Annotated in this window: 21 protein-coding genes and 2 tRNA genes; 5 read left to right on the plus strand and 18 right to left on the minus strand. The window is 40.4% G+C overall.

Translation table 11 applies throughout. From position 1 onward, the window contains the following. Both G4Y78_RS19230 and G4Y78_RS19235 read left to right on the plus strand, forming a co-directional pair. Positions 1-1,983, plus strand: coding sequence for a hypothetical protein (locus tag G4Y78_RS19230; RefSeq protein ID WP_163834562.1), 1,983 nt, complete (start codon positions 1-3; stop codon positions 1,981-1,983). Positions 1,984-2,033: 50 nt separating this feature from the next. Continuing rightward, on the plus strand, positions 2,034-3,086 hold the full coding sequence (locus G4Y78_RS19235; RefSeq protein WP_163834563.1) for a hypothetical protein: 1,053 nt from the start codon (positions 2,034-2,036) through the stop codon (positions 3,084-3,086). Between the two features lie 67 nt (positions 3,087-3,153). On the opposite strand, the gene pepN is transcribed toward G4Y78_RS19235, so the two are convergent. Continuing rightward, on the minus strand, positions 3,154-5,799 hold the full coding sequence (gene pepN / locus G4Y78_RS19240) for an aminopeptidase N (protein WP_163834564.1): 2,646 nt from the start codon (positions 5,797-5,799) through the stop codon (positions 3,154-3,156). 249 nt (positions 5,800-6,048) lie between these two features. Here pepN and G4Y78_RS19245 point away from each other — a divergent pair, with 249 nt between their 5' ends. Further along, a complete protein-coding gene (locus G4Y78_RS19245; RefSeq protein WP_163834565.1) occupies positions 6,049-6,798 on the plus strand; it encodes a transporter substrate-binding domain-containing protein in 750 nt (249 codons plus the stop codon). Positions 6,799-6,878: 80 nt separating this feature from the next. Here G4Y78_RS19245 and G4Y78_RS19250 read toward each other — a convergent pair whose 3' ends face one another. The 4 genes from G4Y78_RS19250 to G4Y78_RS19265 form a co-directional block, all read right to left on the minus strand. Continuing rightward, positions 6,879-7,718, minus strand: coding sequence for a DUF2797 domain-containing protein (locus G4Y78_RS19250; RefSeq protein ID WP_230425622.1), 840 nt, complete (start codon positions 7,716-7,718; stop codon positions 6,879-6,881). Between the two features lie 70 nt (positions 7,719-7,788). Continuing rightward, positions 7,789-8,037, minus strand: a complete 249-nt coding sequence (locus G4Y78_RS19255) for a YeaC family protein (protein ID WP_163834566.1) — start codon at positions 8,035-8,037, stop codon at positions 7,789-7,791. 144 nt (positions 8,038-8,181) lie between these two features. Further along, the gene (locus G4Y78_RS19260) at positions 8,182-9,159 is read right to left on the minus strand and encodes a metallophosphoesterase (RefSeq protein WP_163834567.1); all 978 of its coding nucleotides are present in this window, start codon (positions 9,157-9,159) and stop codon (positions 8,182-8,184) included. 14 nt (positions 9,160-9,173) lie between these two features. Next, the gene (locus G4Y78_RS19265; RefSeq protein ID WP_163834568.1) at positions 9,174-10,055 is read right to left on the minus strand and encodes an NAD(+) kinase; all 882 of its coding nucleotides are present in this window, start codon (positions 10,053-10,055) and stop codon (positions 9,174-9,176) included. A gap of 216 nt (positions 10,056-10,271) precedes the next feature. On the opposite strand from G4Y78_RS19265, the gene G4Y78_RS19270 reads away from it, so the two are divergent. Next, complete coding sequence (locus tag G4Y78_RS19270) at positions 10,272-11,225, plus strand: DUF1853 family protein (RefSeq protein WP_163834569.1); 954 nt, start codon at positions 10,272-10,274, stop codon at positions 11,223-11,225. Here G4Y78_RS19270 and G4Y78_RS19275 read toward each other — a convergent pair. From G4Y78_RS19275 to gspE, 13 genes are all read right to left on the minus strand, one after another. Next, positions 11,196-12,176: a 1-aminocyclopropane-1-carboxylate deaminase/D-cysteine desulfhydrase gene (locus G4Y78_RS19275; RefSeq protein ID WP_163834570.1), complete on the minus strand. Its 981-nt coding sequence runs from the start codon at positions 12,174-12,176 to the stop codon at positions 11,196-11,198. The genes G4Y78_RS19270 and G4Y78_RS19275 overlap by 30 nt on opposite strands. A 172-nt stretch (positions 12,177-12,348) precedes the next feature. Continuing rightward, positions 12,349-13,653, minus strand: coding sequence for a hypothetical protein (locus tag G4Y78_RS19280; protein ID WP_163834571.1), 1,305 nt, complete (start codon positions 13,651-13,653; stop codon positions 12,349-12,351). Positions 13,654-14,785: 1,132 nt separating this feature from the next. Next, positions 14,786-14,862, minus strand: a tRNA-Asp gene (locus tag G4Y78_RS19285). A 98-nt stretch (positions 14,863-14,960) separates the two neighbouring features. Then, positions 14,961-15,036, minus strand: a tRNA-Val gene (locus G4Y78_RS19290). 178 nt (positions 15,037-15,214) lie between these two features. Beyond that, complete coding sequence (gene gspM, locus G4Y78_RS19295) at positions 15,215-15,733, minus strand: type II secretion system protein GspM (RefSeq protein WP_163834572.1); 519 nt, start codon at positions 15,731-15,733, stop codon at positions 15,215-15,217. A 14-nt stretch (positions 15,734-15,747) separates the two neighbouring features. Further along, entirely contained in the window at positions 15,748-17,085 is a 1,338-nt protein-coding gene (gene gspL, locus G4Y78_RS19300; protein ID WP_163834573.1) for a type II secretion system protein GspL, read from the minus strand. Positions 17,086-17,106: 21 nt separating this feature from the next. After that, positions 17,107-18,168: a type II secretion system minor pseudopilin GspK gene (gene gspK, locus G4Y78_RS19305; RefSeq protein ID WP_163834574.1), complete on the minus strand. Its 1,062-nt coding sequence runs from the start codon at positions 18,166-18,168 to the stop codon at positions 17,107-17,109. A 63-nt stretch (positions 18,169-18,231) separates the two neighbouring features. Further along, complete coding sequence (gspJ, locus tag G4Y78_RS19310; RefSeq protein WP_163834575.1) at positions 18,232-18,951, minus strand: type II secretion system minor pseudopilin GspJ; 720 nt, start codon at positions 18,949-18,951, stop codon at positions 18,232-18,234. Further along, positions 18,951-19,343, minus strand: coding sequence for a type II secretion system minor pseudopilin GspI (gspI, locus tag G4Y78_RS19315; protein WP_163834576.1), 393 nt, complete (start codon positions 19,341-19,343; stop codon positions 18,951-18,953). The genes gspJ and gspI overlap by 1 nt, the downstream gene beginning before the upstream one ends. Beyond that, a complete protein-coding gene (gspH, locus tag G4Y78_RS19320) occupies positions 19,318-19,899 on the minus strand; it encodes a type II secretion system minor pseudopilin GspH (RefSeq protein WP_163834577.1) in 582 nt (193 codons plus the stop codon). The genes gspI and gspH overlap by 26 nt, the downstream gene beginning before the upstream one ends. A gap of 3 nt (positions 19,900-19,902) precedes the next feature. Continuing rightward, positions 19,903-20,340, minus strand: coding sequence for a type II secretion system major pseudopilin GspG (gene gspG / locus G4Y78_RS19325; protein WP_329604884.1), 438 nt, complete (start codon positions 20,338-20,340; stop codon positions 19,903-19,905). A gap of 29 nt (positions 20,341-20,369) precedes the next feature. Further along, entirely contained in the window at positions 20,370-21,593 is a 1,224-nt protein-coding gene (gspF, locus tag G4Y78_RS19330) for a type II secretion system inner membrane protein GspF (protein WP_163834578.1), read from the minus strand. 10 nt (positions 21,594-21,603) lie between these two features. Beyond that, on the minus strand, positions 21,604-23,061 hold the full coding sequence (gspE, locus tag G4Y78_RS19335) for a type II secretion system ATPase GspE (RefSeq protein WP_268935103.1): 1,458 nt from the start codon (positions 23,059-23,061) through the stop codon (positions 21,604-21,606). A gap of 887 nt (positions 23,062-23,948) precedes the next feature. Here gspE and G4Y78_RS19340 point away from each other — a divergent pair. After that, entirely contained in the window at positions 23,949-24,602 is a 654-nt protein-coding gene (locus G4Y78_RS19340; RefSeq protein WP_163834579.1) for a type II secretion system protein N, read from the plus strand. The last annotated feature ends 4 nt before the right edge of the window (positions 24,603-24,606 follow it).

The raw sequence follows: 24,606 nt of genomic DNA on the forward strand, positions 1-24,606 counted from the left end.
ATGAAAAATTTAGTTTTAGCTACATTAGTTACTGTCACTACACAGACAGCAATGGCAATACCAACATTTAAAACTTGCGATACTAAAATCAAGGCCCCGGAACTGGGGACTGGGGTGCTTTTTGGAGAATCCTGTGATCATGCGTATGTGCTTCCACCAGCAATAGGAGACGTTACTGTAACCTCTGTCGCTCCTAATGCAAACCTTGAATTTTGTAGCAGCATAAACAGCTTAACTGAGAGCAATAAAATTCTTATCAGTTATATTGAAGATGAAGTGAAAAATTATAATGAAAATCAAAATGAGATAGAAAGAATTGTTTATGAAAAAATGTTCGTAATTGCTAAAGATCTGGCACCACTAGAGGCTCAAAGTGAGATTATTATTAGCAAGCTTGAAGAACAAGAAAAGCTACGTACTGATATATTAAAGGCGATAAGAACAGCAAAAACTGAATATATAGACTGTAAGGAATCTAGTGTTGATGCTGCAACAGAGTGCACAGAAGAGTTAGCCATTTTTAAAGAAGAACGTAGCAAACTAAAAGATGTTAGGCGCGAAGAGACAACTTTAATTAATGAAAACTATGATATTTCATTACAAATTAAAACTCTCACAAAGAAGATGCAAGCTGAGCAAGATAAAGCTGATCAATTGAAATCCACCTCTGTTAAGTCTTTAGCTGAAATAAACTCATTACGTAAAATCATAATGGATACCTATAAAGACTTTGCCTTGAAAGAAGGAATGACAGCAGGTATCACTTATACATTACCCTGGAATGAGTTAGTTAATGAGTATCAACGACTTAACCCTAGTATTAGCTTCCAGGCAGTACCTATCAAAGACAGTAACTTCAAATTTAACACCCTACAAGCAAGTTCCTTAGAAACAGCTTTTAGGGAACTACCAGGTGCATTATCAGTGAGTGTTGCAGGTAAACGTAGCGGTTTATTTGTGGAGCCAAACACTTTAGAATCGCCACAAAAACTCGGTGAGCAGTCTGATAAAAATATACCTTTTACTGACTCTATTTCTGGACAAGTAAGATTAAGTTTGATGGGAGCATGCCCACTAGTTGATCACGAAGGTAGTATAAAAGAAGATGCTAGCAAAGAGTTACATAGTTATTTAATGCCTAATGCAATTTTAGAATATGAAGTAAAAGTGAACAGAGGCTATAAAGCTGAATACAACTTATACAGGATGTACGAAAAATATATGAAAACCAAAACAAAAGGTGGTGGTTTCATAAGGCACAAGAAAAAAACCAAAGGCTATGAAAACAAAATTGTAGAAGAAGGTTTTACCATAGAGTTTTTAGCTGATGGAGGTGAATTCAATTACACGCCAGAGGAGCAAGCTCGTATTGCCTCGGAAGTTAAGAGTACGCTTATAAACCGAGCTGTAAAACATATTGCTACTTTTGTTGATATTAGAAAAATGGTTCCAGAACTCCAAGAAACTACCATTACAGGGGCAGGTGTTTTTGCAAAAACCTTAGCCAAAAATTGTAAATTCAAGGGAACTAAGCCTAAAGATAAATCAGAAGGAGAAACGGCACCTGAAACTACAACAAGTGGTACTGCCGAACTGGCAGCAAACTCTTCTGATAAAAAGTCAACAAGTAATTCAGAAACCACTCCTGATTCCATCAGTGAAAAGAATAAAGCTGGTTATGAACTAGCCTGCCAAGATGCAGAAAATACCCCACCACCAAGCAACACTGGCAGGGAAAACGAAGCAGCAGGAGAGGTCGCAGGAGAACTTGCTAAAACTGCAGCTTCAGCATTAGCATCAGGTAATTATTATGCAGCAGCCGGTGCAGCCGCCGCAGCCATTTTCATTGATGTTTTTGCTTCCTCTTCAACTGAGGTCTACTTTAAAGAAACTTTAGATGTAGATTTAAAGGAAGAGATTAAAGGCGTGTCGTTTATCGATAGAGTAAAAACTGTTACCTTTGCCCCTAAAATAGACCAGTAATAATAAGGTGTATACTCAGGCAGCCTAATGGCTGCCTTTTTTGGTGTGTTATGAATACAACTGTAGTATCCAAAACTAGTCATATTGACAACTCTTTTATTGTTAATCCAGTTTACGATTCATTCTTCTTTATTTTCTCTCCTCTTATCGCATTAACACTTGGCTATTTAATTTACAAAACTGGCTGGGGAGATATTACCTTTATTTATGAAGGAGAACAGCGGTCATTTACTAATACCTTTATTGGCACTTTAATCATGGCTCATTTAGTTATTGTGTTTTTTAGAAGCCATGGTAATAACAATATTGTAAAACAATTTCCTGTTCGATTTTTTTTGATCCCTGTTATTTTATATATCGGCATGGTTTCTTCCCTATGGGTGTTGGTGAGCATGAGTGTGCTGGCAACCTGGTGGGATGTTTACCATTCTGGATTACAAACCTTTGGATTAGGCCGTATTTACGATGCCAAAGTTGGCAATAAAGCTACTGTTGGACGCAGATTAGATTATTTTTTAAATCTATATCTTTATGCCGGTCCTATTTTAGCAGGGATCACATTAATTGATCACATTGAAGACTTTGAGGAGTTCCAAGCTGTTGGCAGTATATTTTTTACTGCAGTTCCTGCCTATACGATGCACTATCAACGCTACCTTTTATACTTTGTTGTGGGTACCGGCATTCCTTTCTTTATTTATTATTTATATGCCTATTGGCGTTATACTAAACTTGGTTATGCAGTATCGCCACAAAAGGTCATGCTATTAGTATCAACAGGCTTATGTTCCATTTATAGCTGGGGCTTTAATAGCTTTGGTGAAGCCTTTTTTATTATGAATTTTTTCCATGCCATCCAGTATTTTGCTATTGTCTGGCACAATGAAAAGCATAATATGAGCCAGTTATTCAGGGTACATAATTTACCACTATCAAAGTTTATTACTTTAATTATATTTTTAGGATTAGCTTTTGCTTATGGTACCTGGGCTGAATTTACACTAGCAGAGAGTGACTATATTTATGCTCTGCTTATTTTAATTTCGATTTTACATTTCTGGTATGATGGATTTATTTGGTCTGTAAGGAAGAAGCAAGTGTAAGGCTCTTTTCCCCTTAGCCCTTTTTTTGATAAAAGGGCTAAGGGGGAGAATAAACAGGTAAGCGCAACTAAGCCTTCAAACTCTTCTCCACTATTTCGTACACATCCTTTGATAGCTCAGGTTGTTTTCTTATTCGGACCAACTCCGCTTTCATTTGTGCCTGATGAGGCTCACCATAACGTTTCCAGCGGGTTAATGGGGTTAATAGCCGAGAGGCTATTTGCGGGTTCATAATGTTGAGTTTAATTACATAGTCGGCTAGTAATTTATACCCTGCCCCTGTTTCCTGATGAAAATGTACAGCATTATTCATTGCAAACTGCCCGATTAATGAACGTACTTTGTTGGGGTTTTTAATATCAAATGCCTCATGTTCTTGTAAACCAAGAATACGCTTATAAGCTTCTGGCTGGCTACAGCTCGCTTGTACTGCCAACCACTGCTCCATAACTTGCACATCATTTTGCCAACGTTGATAAAAGTCATTTAAAGCACTTTCAGCAGCTGTTTTTGCCGACTCCGCTGGCGCATTGATTATACAACTTAGCGCTACGTATTTATCTGTCATATTAGTGGCCGTTTGATATTGTTTTTCTAACAGCGCCAATTGTTTCCCACCTAATTGAGATAAATAGCCCAAACAAGTATTTTTCAAGCTTCGTTCTGCAATGTCTGCTGCTGATGGTTGATACGGTTTATCCGACAAGAGTTGTTGATAAACAGCTAACCAGTTTTCTGCCAAAGCTTCTGCTAGCTGTTGCTTAGCAAACTCTCTAGCTTGATGAATAGCCAAGGGATATATAGTTTCTGCTTGCTCAGCTAAATAGCCTTCTGAAGGTAAAGCCAGCATTTTAGCAGCAACAGCTGAGTCTAGCTGCTCATCTTGCAATACCGCTCGATAGGCTTGAATTAGTCTTTCGTCTAATGTTAATGATTGGTTGTGCCGCGCTTTTTCTGCCAGCTCTTCCAGGATATCAACTGCTAATTGTTGGCCTGCCTCCCAGCGATTAAATCCATCGCTATCATGAGACGCTAAAAATAATAATTGATCTCGACTATAAGCGTATTTTACTTTCACTGGGGCAGAAAAACCGCGCAATAAAGAAGGTAATGGCTGCTGAGTAATATTATTGAAAGTAAACGTCTGCTGCTGTTCAGAAACATCCAAGACTTGGGTCGTATCACCTGTTTCATTCAAAACAAAGTCATTCCCTTCCAGGTCTAACAAACCAATAGCCACGGGGATATGAAAAGGTTCTTTTTCAGGTTGGCCTGGTGTAGCAGGGCAATGCTGTTTTATCGTCAGCTGATATTGCTGGCTATTTGCATCATATTGATCCGTGACAGAAATAACAGGGGTGCCTGCCTGACTATACCAGCGCCGAAATTGCGTTAGGTCTACCTGGTTAGCATCTTCCATAGCTTTGACAAAATCCTCTGTGGTCACAGCCTGACCATCATGACGCTCAAAGTATAAATCACTGCCTTTTCTAAAACCTTCTTTCCCCACAATATTGTGAATCATCCGAACAATTTCAGCCCCTTTTTCATAAACCGTCAGGGTATAAAAATTGGATATTTCAATATAAGAATCCGGGCGAATTGGATGGGCTGTGGGCCCGGCATCTTCAGCAAACTGTGCTGTACGTAAAAAGTTGGCATCTTCAATACGCTTTACTGGTCGTGAGTTCATATCAGCAGAAAATTCTGCATCACGAAATACCGTAAAGCCTTCTTTTAGACTTAATTGAAACCAATCGCGACAGGTAACCCGGTTACCTGACCAGTTATGAAAATACTCATGACCAACAATTGCTTCAATCTTCTGATAGACGCTATCTGTCGCAGTATCAGGTTTTGCTAACACACAAGATGAGTTAAAAATATTTAACCCTTTGTTTTCCATAGCCCCCATATTGAAATGATCCACTGCTACGATCATGAAAATATCTAGATCATATTCACGACCATAAACTTCTTCATCCCATTTCATCGATTTTTTTAGCGATGTCATGGCATGATCGCATTTATCGATATTTTTATGTTCGGTAAATATTTTTAAGGTTATCTCACGACCTGAACAAGTTGTATATTTTTCTGTAATATTGGATAAATCACCTGCCACTAAGGCAAACAAATAGCAGGGTTTTTTAAATGGATCTTCCCACGTTACCCACTGTTTGCCATCTTCCCGTTCTCCTCTAGCGATATCATTACCGTTAGACAACATGACAGGATAATGTTTGGGATCAGCAATAATAGTGGTTTTAAACTTGGCCATCACATCTGGCCGGTCCAGGTAATAGGTTATTTTTCTAAACCCTTCTGCCTCACACTGGGTACAAAACATTCCATTTGACTTATACAACCCTTCTAATGAGGTATTTTCCTGGGGCTTGATTTCTGTGGTAATTTCGACAGTGAATGCCTTCTGGCTAATAGGAAGTGTTAACGTTTCATCCGTTAACTGGTATAGGTTAGAGCCAATGGTATGGCCATCAACCAGCACTTGTTTCAATACTTGATCAGTGCCGTCTAACACTAAAGGAGGTAAGCTGTCATGCTTTTTGTTTTCATTCAGACGAACTGACAATTTTGATTGTACGACCGTTATATCCTCTCCCAAATCGAAGCTCAATTCAGTATCGTCGATCCAGTAGTCAGGCTCTTGATAGTCTTTTAAGTAGATGGTTTTGGGTTGTGCGTCTTTCATTCAATTAGTTACTCGTGAAGTAATACCCTTTTGCAAATAATCTTTATGAGATCGTTCGCTTTGGCTATGTTAATGGTACTCTGCCCATATATATACATTTATAAACAGTCTTTATAGCATATCCTCTCAGTGTAAATCAGCAACCCCTATGGCCTGTTAACACGCACTCTTTTTTAGCGACGGATAATCCGACCTGTGTCTATACTGAAACCAACCTGCCATCATCTTGCAATATAAAGGGGTATCGCTATGAGACGAGTATTGATCATCTGGTGCTGGCTGCTAGCAAGCATCTGTTATGGAGATAATATAAAAATAACCGGCGCAGGAGATCCCTGGCCTCCATTCCTTTCACCTGACTTACCTGGCAAGGGTGTTGCGCTTGAAATAGTGACTACTGCTTTCGCAAGAAAAGGTTATGAGCTAGATATGAACTTTGTTCCCTGGGCAAGGGCTATTGATGGAGTTAAAAAAGCCAGTGATTCTGTAAAAGGTTATGATGTATTAGTTGGGACTTGGTGGACTGAAGAACGTACTAAGTTTTTAAATTACAGTGATCCTTATTTAGAAAACCAAATTAAATTTATTAAACGTAAAGGTGATGAATTTGAGTTTAATGGTTTTAAAAGTTTAGATGATAAAAAAGTAGGGATTATTAGAGGTTATGGCTATGGTGACGAATTCCTAAATGCAACCAATTTTAGCCGCCCAGAAACCAGTGATTTAATAAAAAACCTAAAAAAACTGGTTGCCAAGCGTATTGACTTAACGTTAGAAGATGAAATCGTTGCGCGAGCATTAATTGCAGAGAAAGAACCAAAAATTATTGAGCAAGTAGAATTTACGAAAAATGCTTTATCTATCCAAAAACTGCATGTTACTTCCGGGCTAAAAAACCCAAAGAATGAGGCAATTATCAAAGCCTTTAATGAAGGTTTAAAAGAAATAAAAGCAGATGGTACTTTCGATAAAATTTTGCAAAAACACAAACTGAAATAGTCCCTCACCCTGTTCCAGTTATCGCTCACTACGCATTTAGCTAGTGAGCCCCCTCACGTGAGAGGGAATTAGCAGCTATTTTACCAGCTCACTTTTACCTGATAAGCAGTAAACTTTCGGATATTTAGTACCCCAGTATCCAGCATTAAGTACTGACCTTTAATCCCGATCAGCTTTCCATTTACCACTGGGATTTTATCAAAATTATGGGTAGTGATTTTAGTAGGGTAAGATTGCACAGGATAACGTATCGAAACGACCTCACTATCCGTCAATGGTTGCGCTGCTTGAATACCAAATGTTTGTTGTAATTCCGCAATCGCTTGATCAAGCAGTGGGGATAAAGAGTTGCGCTCCTGCTGGAGATCCAATGGCTCTGCATCCCCTTTTAGTAATGCTCGCCAGTTGGTTTTATCGTTCAACTGTTGTTTTAATACAGCTTCTAATAACCCTGACTGTTGACGAGTAGCAACCTTTACTATCGGTAGCGCTTGTATTGCTCCTTGATCCAGCCAACGGGTAGGTATTTGATTGACACGAGTAATGCCCACTTTTAACCCTGTAGAGTTTGCCAGATAGACAACATGGTCCGTCATACAAAACTGATCAGCCCATTGGCTATCCCTGCAGGTACCTTCGTGGTAATGGCATTTTTCTGGGCTCATAATACAGGTGTCACACTGCGGCAACTTTTTAAAACAAGGATAACAGTATCCTTGGCTAAAACTCTTTTTCGAGCGGCGACCGCAATGAACACAGTGAATTTCACCCAAATATTCCAGTTGAACTGCCTGGCCAAGTAAGTGATTTATTTCAATCAACTGCTCTCCAACTGGCAACTGATAACTGACAGTTTCCGCCAATTGAGCACGCATTTTTCTTAAGTCACCCACTGTTGAGTGATTAAATTGATAACTCATTTATCTATCCAGTTTTACCCTTCCCGGACAATGGTCATACATCGCCTGGCGTTAGCTTTTAAGCTGCACTCTATTGGGTGATTTTGATGGTTTCTACGTTTGCAACAGGTTGCTGACTTTTACATGCAGCAGGCATAAAGCCTGTTCGCTGGTCTTCAGGTAAGTGCTTGGCTTCATAAGCGATAACAGCCTGTAATGACAACTCTCGTTGTTCGTTGGTTAATGTCTCTCCATTAGGCCAACGTCCAATTTCTACAGCCTGTTTTAAGTTTTGATAGATATCGGGAGTAATTTGGCTAATCAATTGTTCAAACTGCATGGGCTAATCACATCTAGGGGGTAACAATTATTAGGTATTTTGCTATTTATTACTAAAAAATTAATCCTGACTAGTATAACCTATTCTGACAGCATCGTTTAGCCTGATAGTTGGCCATCGTAAATTAAGTGTCATTACCAAAGACTAGAAATTGAGGGTGGTGGTAAAAGGCGCTTTTTGCTCAACATTCACCCAAACAAAGTTTTTTGTTTGCAATTGTTGTTCACCATCAAACCGATAGGCAACCAGTTTACCATACTTCACAGCACTATAGTCCAAGCAGGCGATATTCGGTCTAATTGGTTTTGGATTACCCATCCGCCAATAGTGACCAATAAACAAAGGCTTTTCTTGGAGGTCATAGTAACAAAGCTTAGCTTTTTGTTCTTCCGGGAGCTTACGAGTAGCTACTTCTGATGGCAACGGATCTGGTTGAAACACTACATCCTGATAATAAGTGGGCGACTCTGTCCAGAAGTCTGCCCGAAACAAGTGTCGTTCATAACCATCTTTCGCCCTCATAATAATACCGTCAGGCAACGGTAAGTTAATCCCTCTCATTAACCGATTGATTAAGCGCCCTGGTAGAGAATGACGATCAGTAGTTTCTATCAACCCTTCATCGGTTAACCGATTATGTCCATATTTTTTCAGATATTCGTCAATCAGCGGCTGATCCCAGCAAGCGTGCACAACTCGAAATTTTTCAAACTCAAGAAATAATGGCATAGCCTTGAACCAGGTTAAAAAGTCGCGCCAATCCTGTGGATGGTTGGCAAACTGGTCGAGGGTTTCTTGAATAATTCGTGTGTGGCGAGCTGTTCGCTCACGTAAATAAGCATTGCCTGAGCCTGCAGGCGTAAAATACCCCAAGGCATTAAATTCGTGATTACCCATAACAATTTGAGCAATACCTTTGTCCACCATATCGTGCACAATATGCAACGATTCACGAATTCTTGGACCTCGATCAACGATATCACCTACAAACACCACCTGTCGGGTTTTATGCTGCCAAACACCACCCTTTTTTGAGTAGCCTAATTGCTCTAGTAGCATTTTTAGCGCAATGGCACACCCATGGATATCGCCGATTACATCATAACCTTGCTGAGGTAACATCGTTCACTTCACTCTCATTGATCCAACCGATTACCCCAACCTAGCTTGTTGCGGCATACTTCATAATAATTATGGTTTAAAGGGTGAATAAGCTTTAGTTTTTGCGGCTTTTTATAAATGGTGACCGTATCACCTGGTGCAGCAGGAATATTAACCTGACCGTCACAGCTAACTTGTGGATAGGTGCCTATTTGACTACTAATGGTAATTTTAATTTCACTATTGCCATCAATGACCAGTGGACGGCTACTCAGTGTATGGGGAAACATCGGCACTAGCACTATTGCATCCAGCTTGGGATGCATAATCGGGCCTCCACCAGATAACGAATAAGCCGTAGAACCTGTTGGTGTGGCAATAATTAAACCATCAGAACGCTGACTGTAAACAAACTGTCCCTCAATATACACTTCAAATTCAATCATTCGTGTGGCTTTACCAGGGTGAAGGACTACATCATTCAAAGCATCCGCCTGACCAACAGGCACACCATCACGCTTGACTATTGCTTCAAGCAGAAAACGGCTTTCGATGATGTATTTGCCATCTAGTACTTCACCGACTCGCTCTTCAATCTCATCAGGGGATATATCAGTCAGAAAGCCTAGTCTGCCTCGATTAACACCTAATACAGGCACTTGTGACTTTGCCAAAGCTCGTGCAGCCCCCAATAGACTGCCATCCCCCCCAATCACAATGACCAGATCGCAGATTTCTCCCATCATTTTCGGGCTGCATGTTTGCAACCGATGACCTGGTAGCACGTCTGAAAGTTCTTGCTCTAAGATAACATGACAGCCACGACTCAATAAAAAGCGCTTTAACTGCTTTAAAGTATCGACAATCTTAGCAGTACCTAAACGACCGATAACACCAACGTTTCTAAATTGCTCCATAGTATAAAATAAGCTTAATCATGGTAGCTGAATTAGGAGGCTGAATATAAACCACACAGTTAGTTTACTTTATATACCCAAAGCGTAGGGTATAAGTCCCATTATAACCATTATCTCTAAAGGAAGCCTCTTAAAATGCATTTTTTCATCCGGTATGATGGCAAGTCATCAAGTCAAGACACACCTAACGAATCCTAAACACTCAACCTGTTACCCATGCTTAATATGCCACTTTCTATCAGTCAATTAAAACGAGACTTGCATTGGATCGCCAATAGCCCCGTTATACTCGATATAACCAATTTACCTGAAGGGTATTGGCTAACCAGACCTCTTCCTAAAAAAATCAAGCTGGTAGTAAGTAACTATGATTTAAAGCAGGTGACAGAGCGGTTAACAGTCCGAAAAAGTCACTTGCTGGGAATTTACTATGAAGTTCTCTGGCATTATTTATTAGCCGAAAAGTTAGGCTACAAATTGCGAGCAACTAATTTACAGGTTAAATCTGATAAAGGTACTTTAGGCGAGTTTGATTTAATTTATCAGACGAAAAATTCCAACCAATTTTTTCATCGAGAGTTAGCGGTTAAATATTATTTAGGTTTACCTTGTGAACCTAAATTAGAACAAACACCCTGGTCTTACTGGGTTGGGCCTGGGTTAAGAGACCGACTAGATTTAAAAGCCAATAAATTAGTGAATAAACAAGGGCGCTTAAGTCAATCAACAGCAGGGCATGAACTATTAAAACAACAACATTTATTACCTGTTACCGCAGAGATTTTATTACAGGGTTATTTATTTTATCCCTTTGGCAGTTACTGCCCACCGCCTCAACATGCCAATATTAATCACTTAATGGGTTATTGGCTAACTCCCCAACAACTCACTGAGTTTATAGAATATAAACAGTTATCAGCCTCATTTATTGTACTGGCTAAACATGAGTGGTTATCTGCTTTTAACTCCTCTACTAATATAATACAACATCGGTTGTTGTCTTCAGCAGCACTTAGCCAGTATGCCACTCAACACTTTACTAATAGTCCTTATCCCTACCCTTTATTAATTGCTAGTGGCACCAGCCATAATGAGATTTGGCAAGAAAACGTACGTTTTTTTCTAGTGTCGGATAACTGGTTAGTCAAAGCTAGAAGCTCCAGAAGATAAAGTATCCCGGAATTTTGTTAGCTTTTGTTTCATTCCACGACAACCTTGTAAGCCACCACTATGGGCCACTAAAATACGGCTACCACTGGCTATTTTTTTATTCTTAACCTGGTCTACTACTGCTTTCATCATTTTAGCGGTATAAACAGGGTCTAAAGGAATCTTGGTGGTTTGGATAAAATCGTCCATAAAAGCAACTAATTCTGTAGACAATTTAGCATAACCGCCTTCGTGATAATCGCTTAATAATTGCCACTGAGCACCCTGGGTACCCAGCTTGATTAACCAATCATTAATTACTTGTTGCAACCACGGCTCGGCTTTCAACACTGGAACCCCCAATACCTGCTGATGAGGTTTCGCCACCGAAATCATACCAGCCAATGTTGCCCCTGTACCACAAGCAGCCACAATAGTATCAAACTGTTGATAGTTAGGCGTATCAAGCAGTATATCTTGGCAGCCTTGCACCCCCAGTAAATTAGAGCCCCCTTCAGGAATCCAATACACCGGATTGGTTAACGAAAATCGAGAGGCTAATTCCTGCCAATATATTTGTTCATATCTTCGTTGATAGTCGAGCCGGTTTAACCAATGCAGTTGCATCCCCCACTCAGTGGCATCAATTAATGTAGGGCTCAGCGGTTGATGCCCATAGCCTCGAATAAAACCTGTGACGTTTAAATTTAACAGTTTTCCTGCTGCCGCTAATGCATGTAAGTGATTAGAATGAGCACCGCCAAAACTTGCTATATTCTGACAGCCTTGCTGTAAAGCAGTCTGTAAATTATTTTTTAGTTTATACCACTTATTTCCAGATAAAAGAGGATGCAACTCGTCCAACCTCAACACCCAAACTTGGACATTCATTTGCTCAAATAACGGGTAATTTAGACGTTGAAGATTGGGTTTAGCAATTTGCTCAGTTAGCACCTGCCACTGGTTACTCATAATAATAATTTACATTGGTTCAAAATACTGAGTATTTTAAATGTTTTGCCAGCAATAGTTGAGTAATTAATGGCGATAAGGCTTGAAGGACTCTTCTGAAGATAGCTTGTTGAGTAACTGGAGCTAAATACACTAGCCCGAAGGGTTCTTCAGGCTAGTGCAAATTTTAATTTTAGCGAGAGATTTTTAATTGCGGCTGGCCATTTTCCGTTTGTTCAGGCTTTTCTGCTTTTTGGTGGTCAACACAAGCATTAGAAACACCAATTTCAAACTCTCTTGGCACTTCCACTCGCGTAATTGGCTGGCCACAACGCTTGCCATTCTCCGTTGCATCACAAGTGGCATTTTCATAATGCCTGCGCCAGCTTAAGTAATGCTCTTTGGAAACAAAGCACCGCTTAGCTACATAAGCGATATTATCTGCTAAGTATTCATCGACATCCTTCACTGGAATAGTGACATGACCAACCCCTGGGTGGTAAGCCATAAACATAACTCCTTTTGCAGACAGTTGAGCTAACACATCACCAGGGTGAGCAGATTTAAGCTGCTTATTTTCCTGTTGCAGTTTTTCAAGTTCCAGCTGCTGCTGTTTATCGATGTCTTCCAAGTAGCTAATTTCCACATCTTTTGCTTTTACCAAGTCACGTAATTCCGTCAGTTGATTACGGTATTTTGCATCGGCTTTTTTGGTAATTACTTCTTTTAAGTCTGCTAAACGATTTTGATTCTGTGTTTCAATATCTTGAAGCAGACGGGTCATTTCCTTACGGCTGGCTTGATACTCTTGATTTTTTTGCACCAGTTGCTGCCGGTACTGTTTCGCTTCATGCTCAGCTTTTGACAGTTGAGATTTCAACTCCATTAACTCTAAATCAAGCTTAGCAACACTATTTTCGTGTTTAAGCTGTTGGTTTTGAATACGCTGATCCAGCTGATCCTTCAGTGCCTGTAATTGCTGTTGATAGCCTTGAACTGATGAAGCCTGCTTTGGTGCTTGCTGAGGGCGTGACTGTTGTTGTGGAACTGACTGCTCTACATAGTCTTCGTAATACCTCAGCTTATTTCTTTTAAGAGCCGCTTTAATCAACACCAACTCATTAATAGCTGACGCTTTAGGGTCCCATAAAAGTCGTTGATGCCAACTCACTGGACACTGACTACGACAAGCCAGACGAATATACCCATCCCCCAAATCAGGCCCCCTGCCAGCAACCTCAGCCATATGCTGAACAGGAATGTTCCACTTACTATCAGCTCGACCTTCCTCATTAAAGGTTACATAAAACAGCACAACAGATTGAATTGTTAGGGAAGGAGCCACTCTGACATAAGCGCCTTTAATGGTTTGTGAAGCAAACTCCTGAACCAGAGCGATGCCATCTAAAACAGCCTCAAACTCTGAATACAGCATTTGCTTACAGAGCCCATGGCCATTAAAAAACATAATGGCTTCTTCATAGGGTTTGTGTCCCAAGGTCTACTCCTTTTACCTTACAACAAGGTAACTGAATGTCGTTTATGCCGAAACTATGATCAATAGATAAATGGCCGCTCTATTGTCATATCTCCCCAATACTGCCAGTTCAGTCATTCGATATTCTCATCAATAAATCAGATGAGTGATCTATACATTCACTTTGCTTTCAATGAATTGAGTATGAACTAACAAGCTTGGTTGCTTGTGCTATGCTTATTTATAGAAAATAAAACAGCTTTTCTTATTGGATGAACTGGGCACTTACACCTGTTTTTACCTATTACCTGTCGGTGTTTTTTTGGAGTTTCTGCTTAAGTAACCGTGCACCTTTCATTCGACATATATTTTATTGAATTGCTACTCCCCCTAATGTGAAGGGATTACCATTAGCCAGATCAAATTTCGACCATCCATAATTTCCTTCGCGCATTAAAAAATGCATCAAATTTTTAATAGCTATTACCTCAATATTTCTACGCTAAATAAATCACAATTTGTATTAGGCTGGCAATAAAAGTCTATTCTTCAGTAATGCTACCTTTGGCTAATAATTAAAACCCCACCCTAAACTGATTAAATTTCAACCGCAAAATCATTAAGTCCACACAGGGTAAATATTAATTTACAACAATTAAAAAACCTAATAGGCAACTGCAGTTTTATTTATAATCAGCAAAATACTAAATTGATTACCTATCACAACTTATTCCTTGGGTGTGTAGGATAATGAAAGACATATTCAACACTAAAATAAAGCGACAAGATAAAAGCTAGTAAGGAACTGTTTTCTTAAACCAAACAGCTGAAGATAGCTACAACAACAGATATCACAGGTACAACCTAGAACCAAAGAACCACAAATTAGTAGCCAATGTTAACTTACAGTGGCGAACGAAGCTAGAAATTAGGAGATTTGTTGCTATTTTTTACAGTTCAAACGCATCCTCAATATCATCATCGTCATCGTCAAATTCAACAGGCTCATTTGACTCTAACAACTCTTCTAAATAGTCTTCCACTGGCAGCACTCCTGGCGATTATTAGTGTTTTTTACTAATAAAGTCAGACGCAACTAATATGCCAGTATTGATTTAGGTTTCTTAGATAGTTTTAAAGGGGATTTAAAATTTGGCGGAGCGGACGGGACTCGAACCCGCGACCCCCGGCGTGACAGGCCGGTATTCTAACCAACTGAACTACCGCTCCAGACAATTACTCATAGTGTAATTGAATATGGAAGCTACTACTCTAGCTAGTTTATTTACACCTAGTTAGTAGCTGGTCTAGCTATTAACTGTCGAAATTGGTGGGCAGAGAGGGGTTCGAACCCCCGACCCTCGCCTTGTAAGGGCGATGCTCTCCCAGCTGAGCTATCTGCCCGACAGTTGAAGCGTATTCTAATGATAAATGACAAACTGTCAAGATTTTTTCAAATATGATGATAAAAACTCTTCTCTTCCGTCAAAGAAGTTTCTCTCTATCAATGCACTATTATGGCACTTTATATAGCACTTTAAGAGTCGGTATAGGGCATTCTGCTACAAGATACGGCTTTGTTTTATACCGTAATGCTCACTGAAATTCTCACGATACCAGGCTCATCCTGGGCATCGATACGTACTTTATCAACAGAGAGTTGATATTGATTACGCAAGAAAACCAACCATTCTACTAGCTTTTGATAAGGTACTTTCTCAGCCCAAACCGTTACCCCCTGACTACCTGGCTGAACCCTACTCAGTTTAATGCCACTGCGCTTGGCCGCACTGGTCACTATCGCCGATATTTTATCTTTACTAAATTGCTGCCCTCTAGACTGACTAGCTTGTACTTGCTTGGCAATAGGCGCATTAACCTCTAGCCAAGCAAAGGTTTCTTGCTCACGAAAATAATCTGCCTGAGCACTGTTAGCCCATCGAGCCAATGGCTGCCAAACCATAACATACAATAAGACACAAGCTAAAAACCCACTCATTAAGAGCAACGCTTTTCGATCTCGCTCATTTAATGCCTGATACTTGCTGTGAAGCTGTTTAAATGCAGCTGACTGTTGTAACTGCTCAGATAACGCTTTCATATAACCTGCTTGACCTAAACCTTAATACTAATACGAGCCAATACACTGGCTTTTTCTTGGTTGGCTGTTTCCAAATCAGCTGAAAGGCCACTACCCTTTAACTTTTGGACATAGTTATCCAAAACCTCATAACTCTTTGCATGCACTTCAATAGCCAGCGAGCCTGCCGACTGGTTAAAGTCGAGGCTCTTAGGTTTTATCTGTTGTACTCCCAGCTGCTGAGTAACAGAAGAGACATTAACCAACATATCCATAAATGGGCTCTCTTGTTTTCCGCCCCCTGCCGCTTTTAGCCGGCTGAGCATGCGCTCTTGAAGTTCTTCTTCCGCATCATCGTTAGGGTACACTTCCTGATAAAGAGAAATACTTTGCTGTTTCAGCTTACTGGCTTGTAAATCAAAATACACTCCTTGACCAACATTTAACCCAACAGCCAATATCAACCAGCCAGCAGCTAGCCCAACCAGTGGCTTCCAAGCTCCCAGTCCCACACTGTCAGAGCTAGTACCGTAAGGCTCTTGAAGCAAGTTAATAAAAGTAGAATGATCTGGAAGCTGCAAAAAACTACGGCATAAGTAGTGGAAAATAGTGCCTTTTAGCGCCGCATATTCCAAACCAATTTGATGACTAGCCAACTGTGTTTCCAGTTGTTTGAGCAGTTTTTTTACTTCAGTGGTTAATGGCTTGGCAACAGTTACCTTAATTCGCTTGAACTCAGCCGAAATGGCAGCACTAGGATCATCTTCAGCATCAATTTGCCGATATTCAGTTGGGTTTTCCAGAACTGTCATTAAGGTTGAAGGGAGTGCATGCATATCCAACCCAAAAAAGCAGCTAGGAGGAATAGCTAATAAGGAGCGATCACCATCAATAATGGCCTGGATAGTGTCATCATCAGTCGTGACTAACTGTGACTCAGAAATACAGAGTATTGGCAACAAACCTATCGCCTGGATAGCTTCATACAAAGGGGAAATATAATCATGATTAACTGCAGCCACCGGCAACATATCATTAACAACCCGACGGTTAGTAACAATATGCATGTCGTCAATATCATTAATAAGATATTCTTCCAGCATAAAAGGTAACGCTTGCTTTAGGTGCTTCATTTGCCCTGCATTAACTGGCACATTCATCATTAATACATGATCAGCAGGCACTACTACTATTACTTTTGCTCTACTCGCACCCTCCTGTTCAGCGAGGGCTTGCTGAAGAGTGCTAAGCTGTCCCCGGGAAGGGCCAAAATGTAACTCACCATCTGAATTACATCCAAGCCATTCAGCAACTACTTGATCCGGCTCTGAGCCAGATACATCTGTAATGCGGATAAAAAGATACCCTTCCATAACAACAGCGACCTATTTACGTTAGTCTTTTTTTACTTTTGGTTTAGCCAATCGAATTAATGGTTGTCCTTCTTGTCGAGAGATCACACTCACCCCCTCTTTAGGACTCCGATGAAAATAACTCACTAGGTAATATTCTGCATCGGCAAACTTAGTTTTTATGACAGCCTTAAAATAATCACTTTTAACACTCAAACTGCCATCAGGAACAGTTTTACCTGTCAGCTCAGGTAATTGTTTAAAATCTTGGACTTCTTTAAACCCTTCCTTACCTCTCTTTTGGATAATACTGTTGGCAGCTTTGCTATCGAGGCCTTCTTTAATAATTGCTTGAATCACTTTAGCTGGTGCCGTATTAACATTAATTTTAGTATCTGTTGAAGCTGCTGGAACCACCGCAACAAAAGGGGCTAGCTTGCGATAGGTTTTATAGTCCATATTGGCTAGCAACATTAGCTCTGATACAGAAGCCATTTGATCATTTGCGGTACGGTAGGGGTTGTCACCTAACAGATAGTCATCATCTTCAGCACCATTAGAGCTTACCTGCTGATTGGCGTCCACCCAGTCCGTAATTTGGCTAACGATCTGCTTCGCTTTATCAGTTTCTATACCTTGCAAACCCAACAGCCGGACAATTACATCTTTACTTTTAAAAGAGGTACTTTTATCTTTTCTTTCTGAATCCTTGCCGTCATCTGGTGGTGAATTAGTTTTTGCAGCCAAACTGTTTAAATTAATAAATGCTTGCAGATCAAACACATCAATTTCAATTTTGCCAATATCACCCGTATCAATTTTCAATTCTTCCTGCTGATAATGCCAAGCTTCAAAATAATGGTCTTTATCCGCTTTATTTCGCTCATCATTTTCTTTATCAGCCCTCAATAACTCAGCTACTAACTGCTCTGCGGAATAGGCATATTGCTTGGCCTGCTGACGCATGAGCAAATGACTGGTGCGCTCGGTTTCCAACCGGATATTGGTGACGATTTTTGCAGCTAAAACAGTGATTAGACTAAAAATCACCATCACAAAAATGAGGGCAACTCCCTGCTGTTTTTTTAACTGCCTATAACTCATCCAACTCATCTACTTCACTAGCGTTATTTAAAGGGGTCATTAAGCTTATGGTGGTTTGGATAATCACGGGGTATTGTCATTATCTTTGCCAGGTAGATTAGAGTTAGGCTTAGGAATAGTGACACCCATAATGATTTTATTTACCTGGCCATAACGTGGGTCTGTTAATGTAATTTCAATGCCTAATGGCACCTTTTTATTTGGATCTTGTTGCTGGCCACCACCAGGAATACCTGATATTTGCTGGTTGCTGGCAGGCGTTGACCATTCGTTTTTCCACTTTCGGTCTTGGTCTAAAAAACGCACAGATACATTTTGCAGTTTTTCAATTAAAACTTGCTGTTTTGGTTTGGTTTCACCAGGTCTGTCTAAAGATAGCCAGTATTGACGTATTAATTGACCATCTGATGCAGCAAAAATGTAAGCCACCCGCTGAATATCACTGCGCTTAGCATAGCTAGGATTTCGCCAACCCGTTTTACTAAACTGGATTAAAAAACCATCTTTGTTGGCAATAAATGCGGGAAGCTTATCACCTAGTTCATTACGAATGGGGCGAGGAATAATTTGACTGAGGTCTTTCTCAATAATTAACAATGCCCGCTGCAGTTGATTAATACGTGATAAGCTTTTTTCTGTCGCCTGTTTCGTATTAGCAACAGTATCAAATAAACGAAAAGCTGCGATACTCACAATTGAAAATAAGGCAATAGCAATGAGCAGTTCCAACAAAGTAAAACCACGCTGCTTAAAATCTTTTTCAGGTATGTTAAAACACTTCATTAAGATTGTTTCCTTAAATACCCTGTTAAGGTAAACAATACATTATCTTCCGCCGATTGAGTTTGCTCCTGTCGTGAGACGGTTAACTCTACTTTATTAAAGTTAGACTGAGAGGTTTTTGATACTTCAGTAACTACCTTCCAGTTACGCTGAGCAAAACTAACAGTACCTTCTTTTTTTCCGAGTTCTGGCCATTGGGCTTCTAACTGCATACGCGCCAGTTGATTTTCAGCAATCCAGCTAGCAAGAATTTTTTCTTCTAAATAAATCGTTTGCTTAATTGCACTACCATCAGAAATAACTAATACAGCAGCAGCGCTGGCAAAAATAGCCAGTGCCACCATTACTTCTAATAAGGTAAACCCTTTAGTCTTGCTTTTTAACTTCAACACGGTTAATTCCGTCGGCTACTAACTTCTTGGGCTTGTCATTGTACTCACTATCAATCGTGAGCTCGAAAGGGGTTGTCTGAGTATCTGTATAAATAACTACTTGTGGCTTTAATGAAGACTTTTTCTTTTTATTATCTTTCTCACTTTCAAGACTAAAGCTGGTTTTATCATCTTCTTCATCAGCTAATTTGAACTTGGTAAATTTATCGTCTTCCGCACTTAATGTCAGACTGTAACCTTCAGGTAGCTGATAAGGACGAAATGAGCCTTCTTTTAGTTGTAGCCACTCATTTTTTTCTTGGTTATATCGCATCCAACTATAGCCTGATGGCTCAGCCTTAAAACCAAGCTCATACCCTTTGACCAGCGCCTGATCAACAGCCAATTCAAACACCTTGGAAATACGTAGTGCTTCGTCATCCAGGCGTTTACTTTTATCTCCAAGTAATGGGCTTAATACTGTTATACCAATTAAAGTGCCAATGATGACAACCACCACTAGCACCTCAACTAAAGTAAAGCCCTGCTGCCTTGGTAAACGAGACAACATGAGCATTAATTACTCTTCCCAGTTAGCCAGATCAGCATTGAAGCCTTCACCACCTTTTTTGCCATCAGCCCCATACGAGTACAAATCAAACGGACCATGAACACCAGGAGACAGATACTTATAAGGGTTACCCCATGGATCAACAGGTACTTTTTTAAGATAAGGATTATTCCAGCCTTTAGGTTCTGGTGAACCACTGGGCTTTTTAACTAACGCATCTAGCCCTTGATCAGTACTGGGGTAATTAAAATTATCCAACTTGTACATATCCAATGCAGATGCAATTGCCCGTATGTCACCCTTTGCAACTGTAACTTTGGCTTGATCAGGCTTACTCATGATGTTTGGTACAACCAACGCACCTAATATCCCTAAAATAACGACCACCACCATAATTTCAATTAAGGTAAACCCTTGCTGTGCTGACTTAGCAATCACCTTTTTCACTCTTTCGTTCCTTTTTTTAATACTTACTATCAATTCAATAACTGGTTCATGTTAAGAATCGGCAATAAAATCGCCAATACAATCACCAACACAATGCCCCCCATGAGCATCAGGGTCAGTGGTTCAAACAAACCCACTATTACTGACATTCGGTTTTCAAGATCAGTTTCCTGACTGAGGGCCGTTCGTTCTAACATGTCATCAAGCTCACCTGTCGCTTCACCACTCGCGATCATGTGCATCATCATCGGTGAGAAATGCCCTGTTTGTTCTAACGCCTTAGTTAAACTCAAGCCTTCACTCACCTGCTGGGCAACATCTGCCACACTGGCTTTTATGTATAGGTTTGAAACAACTTCAGTCGCTATTTTTAGGGCCTCTACTAACGGCACACCACTGCGCGTCAGAATACTTAAGGTACTGGCGAAACGTGCCGTATTCATTTGTCGATTAAATCGACCAATCAAGGGTACCCGCAGCATGCCTCGGTGAAAGCGCAGCTTAATTGGGGGCTTGCTTAGCAAAACGCGGGTAATATAAATAATCCCAATCAACCCAAGCAACATAAAATACCAGTAGTTTTGAAATAAGTTACTTAAGTCAATCAGGCCTTGAGTTAAAGCGGGTAATTCCTGACCACTATCAATAAAGACTTTGACAATATCTGGTACGACAAATCCCAATAGAAAACTAACAATCGCTATAGAAGCCACTACCAGTAACACAGGATATACCAATGCCATTTTGATTTTTTGTTGTGACTGCTGACGGCTTTCAGAGTAATCGGCTAGCTGATTAAGCACTTTATCAAGAAAACCCGCATGCTCACCCGCTGCTACAGTGGCGCAATACATTGAGGGAAATACCCCTGGAAAGCTTTCCATACTTTGCGCCAATGTGTACCCCTCTAGCACTTTAGAGCGGACGGCCTGAAATATTTTCTTTATCTTTTGTTTTTCCTGTTGCTCAGCAACAGCCCGTAAAGCTTCTTCAATAGGCAGTGCTGCCTGTATCAGGGTGGCTAATTGGCGAATAACCATTGAGAGGTCACTGGTAGATATACTTCTAGAAAATAGACCACCTCCCGCTTTGCTATTAGCCTGTTTCTGCTTTTGTGCAACCAGTTCTACGTCTAATGGCGACATGCGTTTCTCACGCAAAATCTGCCGTACTTGCCTTGCACTATCGGCCTCTAAAGTCCCTTTTTGTTGCTTACCTCTAGCATCAAGGGCTACAAATTCGTAAACCGCCACTGCTTACCCCTTAATCATCCTGCGTTACTCGAAGTACTTCTTCAAGGGTGGTTTGTCCCGCTAGCACTTTACGCCGGCCATCTGCACGAATACTGGGTCTACCAATACGGATGTATTCAATAATTTCCTGCTCACCGGCATTGTTATGGATTAACCTTCGCATCTCATTATCAATTGGAATAATTTCATAGATGCCCATCCGACCACGATAACCTTGTTGGTTGCAGGTAGAACAACCTTTCGCATGATAAATTTCCGGTGGAGCATCAGGGTTTAAGTGCAGTCGCAAACACTCTGCTTCATCTGGTCGGTAAGGCTCTTTACAGTCATCACAGAGCCTACGCACTAATCGCTGCGCTAAAACCCCTACCAAACTGGAAGCAAGCAAGAAAGGCTCAACTCCCATATCCTGTAATCGGGTAATCGCACCGACAGCTGTATTGGTGTGCAAAGTGGATAACACTAGGTGACCAGTTAAACTAGCTTGAACAGCAATTTGCGCTGTTTCGACATCACGAATCTCACCTACCATTACTACATCTGGGTCTTGCCGCAAAATAGCACGCAATCCACGAGCAAAAGTCATATCCACCTTAGGGTTTACCTGAGTTTGACCAATCCCTTCCAGGTTATATTCAATAGGATCCTCAACAGTCAGAATATTACGGCTTTGATCATTTAAGGTAGAAATCGATGCATATAGGCTAGTGGTTTTACCTGAACCAGTAGGCCCTGTAACCAGAATAATGCCATGGGGCTTAAGAAGAATGCCTTTCAGCAGTTTGGTGTCATCAGCAGACATGCCTAAGTGGTTCAAATCCAAGCGCCCTGCCGCTTTATCCAGCAGCCGCATAACCACCCGCTCACTATTGGTCGACGGTAAGGTAGACACCCGAACATCGACTTCTTTACCTGCTACTCGTAATGAAATACGACCATCCTGAGGCACCCGCTTTTCAGCAATATCCAGTTTCGACATAACTTTAATCCTGGATATTAGCAAAGCTGCCAATTGCCGCTTAAGCCTAAGCTTTTCTCTCAGCACGCCATCGACACGAAACCTAACCACTAAATTTTTTTCAAAGGTTTCAATATGAATATCTGAGGTATTTTCTTTAATGCCTTCGGTAAAAATGGCATTTATTAGCCGGATAACAGGGGCATCGTCAGCTTGTTCAAGCAAGTCTTCAGATTCTGGAACAGCATCCGCCAGGCTGGCTAGATCCATATCATCACTGATACCAATTGCATCCTGAAATGCTTCAGAACCATCACTTTGATAGGTTTCTGATAACAGCTCTGAAAAGCGGCTCTCGTCGACTAACTCATAGGGTAAAGCACCACCTGCAAAGCGCCTCACTTCAGAGGCCACTATCGGTGTAAGCCCTTGTTTATGACAAACTTTAGCACTGCCATCCATCTGCCGATAAATAAGCACGCCATATTTTTTGGCAAAGGTAAATGGCAATCTTTTATCTGCAGGAGAGCCTTTTAAAAGTGACCCTTCCCCTTGGCTATCACTTCCTGCTTCACCATTAGCAACTGCTGGCACGTTCAATGTTCTGTAACCTCTTTTCAGTTGAAAGTCTGGTTAGAAAAAAAGCATCTTTCAATAGGTATCATCATGCAAAATACTTTTTAACCACCACTCAACCAACTTGTTCCCCAAATTATTTACTATTCCCCCAGCTGCTGCACTTTTACGCAGCTGTTGCAGTCTGTTTCACTGCTGCTTACTTGGTCAATGAAACCTATTACTAACGTTCTATTCATAAATAGTTGTTCATAAATTCTTATTATTCACAGATATTTGCTGTTTCTAGCAACATTTATTTATAAACACTCATACTTATAAACATTTACTTATGAGGGATTAGGTAACCGCATACTCACTAAACATTATCCCTTCCCTATATATGTTGCTAGTTGTTAAGCCTCTAGTTTTTACGTTTATTTCTAAATAACCAATGCTCGACTCACCAAAAACACCTAAGGCAAAGATCATTTAACCACAGGTAAGTTCCCTTAGAGCTGTTTGTTAACTAAACAGCAATTGGAACCAACTGGATACAGTACAGTCATAATGTCGAAAAGCCCAACTTAGCCTAGAGTTATAATGTGTGAAATTTTAACTTAGGCTAACTGTCGTTTTCATAGCGCCTTGTATTAATAGGCATCAGTTTTACAGTATTTTTTTACAAATTTCACACTCTTAAGGCAATTTGCTTGACCCATTTCAAGCAATAATTGTTATTATGGCAGCCGACGTTAAACAAGGGTACGTTGGGACTTTCGCTCAGTTTTTTAGGCATTTATTCAATAAGGAATAGCTTACAAGCAGCTTTCAATAATCTTATGAACTCAACAGCATTATCGCCTTATCTCACATTAGGGCATAAAAAAAATATTTCTGCTTTATGTCTTATTGTCCTAGTGCTTATAGGTATGACTTTAGCGTCTAAAGGTATGCAATTATACCAAACATTGACTGCGCCAAAACCGCAAGTAGAGGCTGTTCGCAATGTTGCCAGCAGCAAACCACGCACTGAATACAGAGCACAAAACATTGCATTGTTATTTGGACAAGGGGTAGGAGAACAGCCAGTGGCACAAAAACATATCCCTAAAACCAACTTAAGATTGGTATTGAAAGGCGCTTTTGCGAATCCAAATGATAAATTATCCAGCGCAATCATTGAAGGTAGTAACCGTCGAGCTGAGCTCTATCAGATAGGTGATCCTCTACCGGGCCAAGCAACTTTACATAAAGTGAAAGCAGATCATGTGATTATTTCAAGAAATGGCATATTAGAAACACTCTACTTTCCTGAAGCCAATAGTCCAAACCGAATTGAAGAATATAAAGGGCCACACCAGCTGCCCAAGCCTCCCGAACCAGTTTCTGTTACTTCACCACCAGAGTCACCAGAAAATATAGCCGCACAGCAACGAATGAAAGAGCTGCAAGCACGTATGAGGGAATTAGATAAGGGTGCCGGAGGAGGCTAACCAA

Origin of the sequence: Spartinivicinus ruber, from assembly GCF_011009015.1 — a bacterium.
Classification (GTDB): Bacteria; Pseudomonadota; Gammaproteobacteria; order Pseudomonadales; family Zooshikellaceae; genus Spartinivicinus; species Spartinivicinus ruber.

Excerpts from the sequence above, each read along its gene's own strand:
- G4Y78_RS19270 (WP_163834569.1), top strand. The coding sequence starts at position 10,272 with ATGCTTAATATGCCACTTTCTATCAGTCAATTAAAACGAGACTTGCAT.
- pepN (WP_163834564.1), bottom strand. The coding sequence starts at position 5,799 with ATGAAAGACGCACAACCCAAAACCATCTACTTAAAAGACTATCAAGAG.
- G4Y78_RS19255 (WP_163834566.1), bottom strand. The coding sequence starts at position 8,037 with ATGCAGTTTGAACAATTGATTAGCCAAATTACTCCCGATATCTATCAA.
- gspH (WP_163834577.1), bottom strand. The coding sequence starts at position 19,899 with ATGCTCATGTTGTCTCGTTTACCAAGGCAGCAGGGCTTTACTTTAGTT.
- G4Y78_RS19245 (WP_163834565.1), top strand. The coding sequence starts at position 6,049 with ATGAGACGAGTATTGATCATCTGGTGCTGGCTGCTAGCAAGCATCTGT.
- gspL (WP_163834573.1), bottom strand. The coding sequence starts at position 17,085 with ATGGAAGGGTATCTTTTTATCCGCATTACAGATGTATCTGGCTCAGAG.
- gspJ (WP_163834575.1), bottom strand. The coding sequence starts at position 18,951 with ATGAAGTGTTTTAACATACCTGAAAAAGATTTTAAGCAGCGTGGTTTT.
- G4Y78_RS19230 (WP_163834562.1), top strand. The coding sequence starts at position 1 with ATGAAAAATTTAGTTTTAGCTACATTAGTTACTGTCACTACACAGACA.
- gspM (WP_163834572.1), bottom strand. The coding sequence starts at position 15,733 with ATGAAAGCGTTATCTGAGCAGTTACAACAGTCAGCTGCATTTAAACAG.
- G4Y78_RS19250 (WP_230425622.1), bottom strand. The coding sequence starts at position 7,718 with ATGAGTTATCAATTTAATCACTCAACAGTGGGTGACTTAAGAAAAATG.
- G4Y78_RS19265 (WP_163834568.1), bottom strand. The coding sequence starts at position 10,055 with ATGGAGCAATTTAGAAACGTTGGTGTTATCGGTCGTTTAGGTACTGCT.
- G4Y78_RS19340 (WP_163834579.1), top strand. The coding sequence starts at position 23,949 with ATGAACTCAACAGCATTATCGCCTTATCTCACATTAGGGCATAAAAAA.
- G4Y78_RS19260 (WP_163834567.1), bottom strand. The coding sequence starts at position 9,159 with ATGTTACCTCAGCAAGGTTATGATGTAATCGGCGATATCCATGGGTGT.
- gspK (WP_163834574.1), bottom strand. The coding sequence starts at position 18,168 with ATGAGTTATAGGCAGTTAAAAAAACAGCAGGGAGTTGCCCTCATTTTT.
- G4Y78_RS19275 (WP_163834570.1), bottom strand. The coding sequence starts at position 12,176 with ATGAGTAACCAGTGGCAGGTGCTAACTGAGCAAATTGCTAAACCCAAT.
- G4Y78_RS19235 (WP_163834563.1), top strand. The coding sequence starts at position 2,034 with ATGAATACAACTGTAGTATCCAAAACTAGTCATATTGACAACTCTTTT.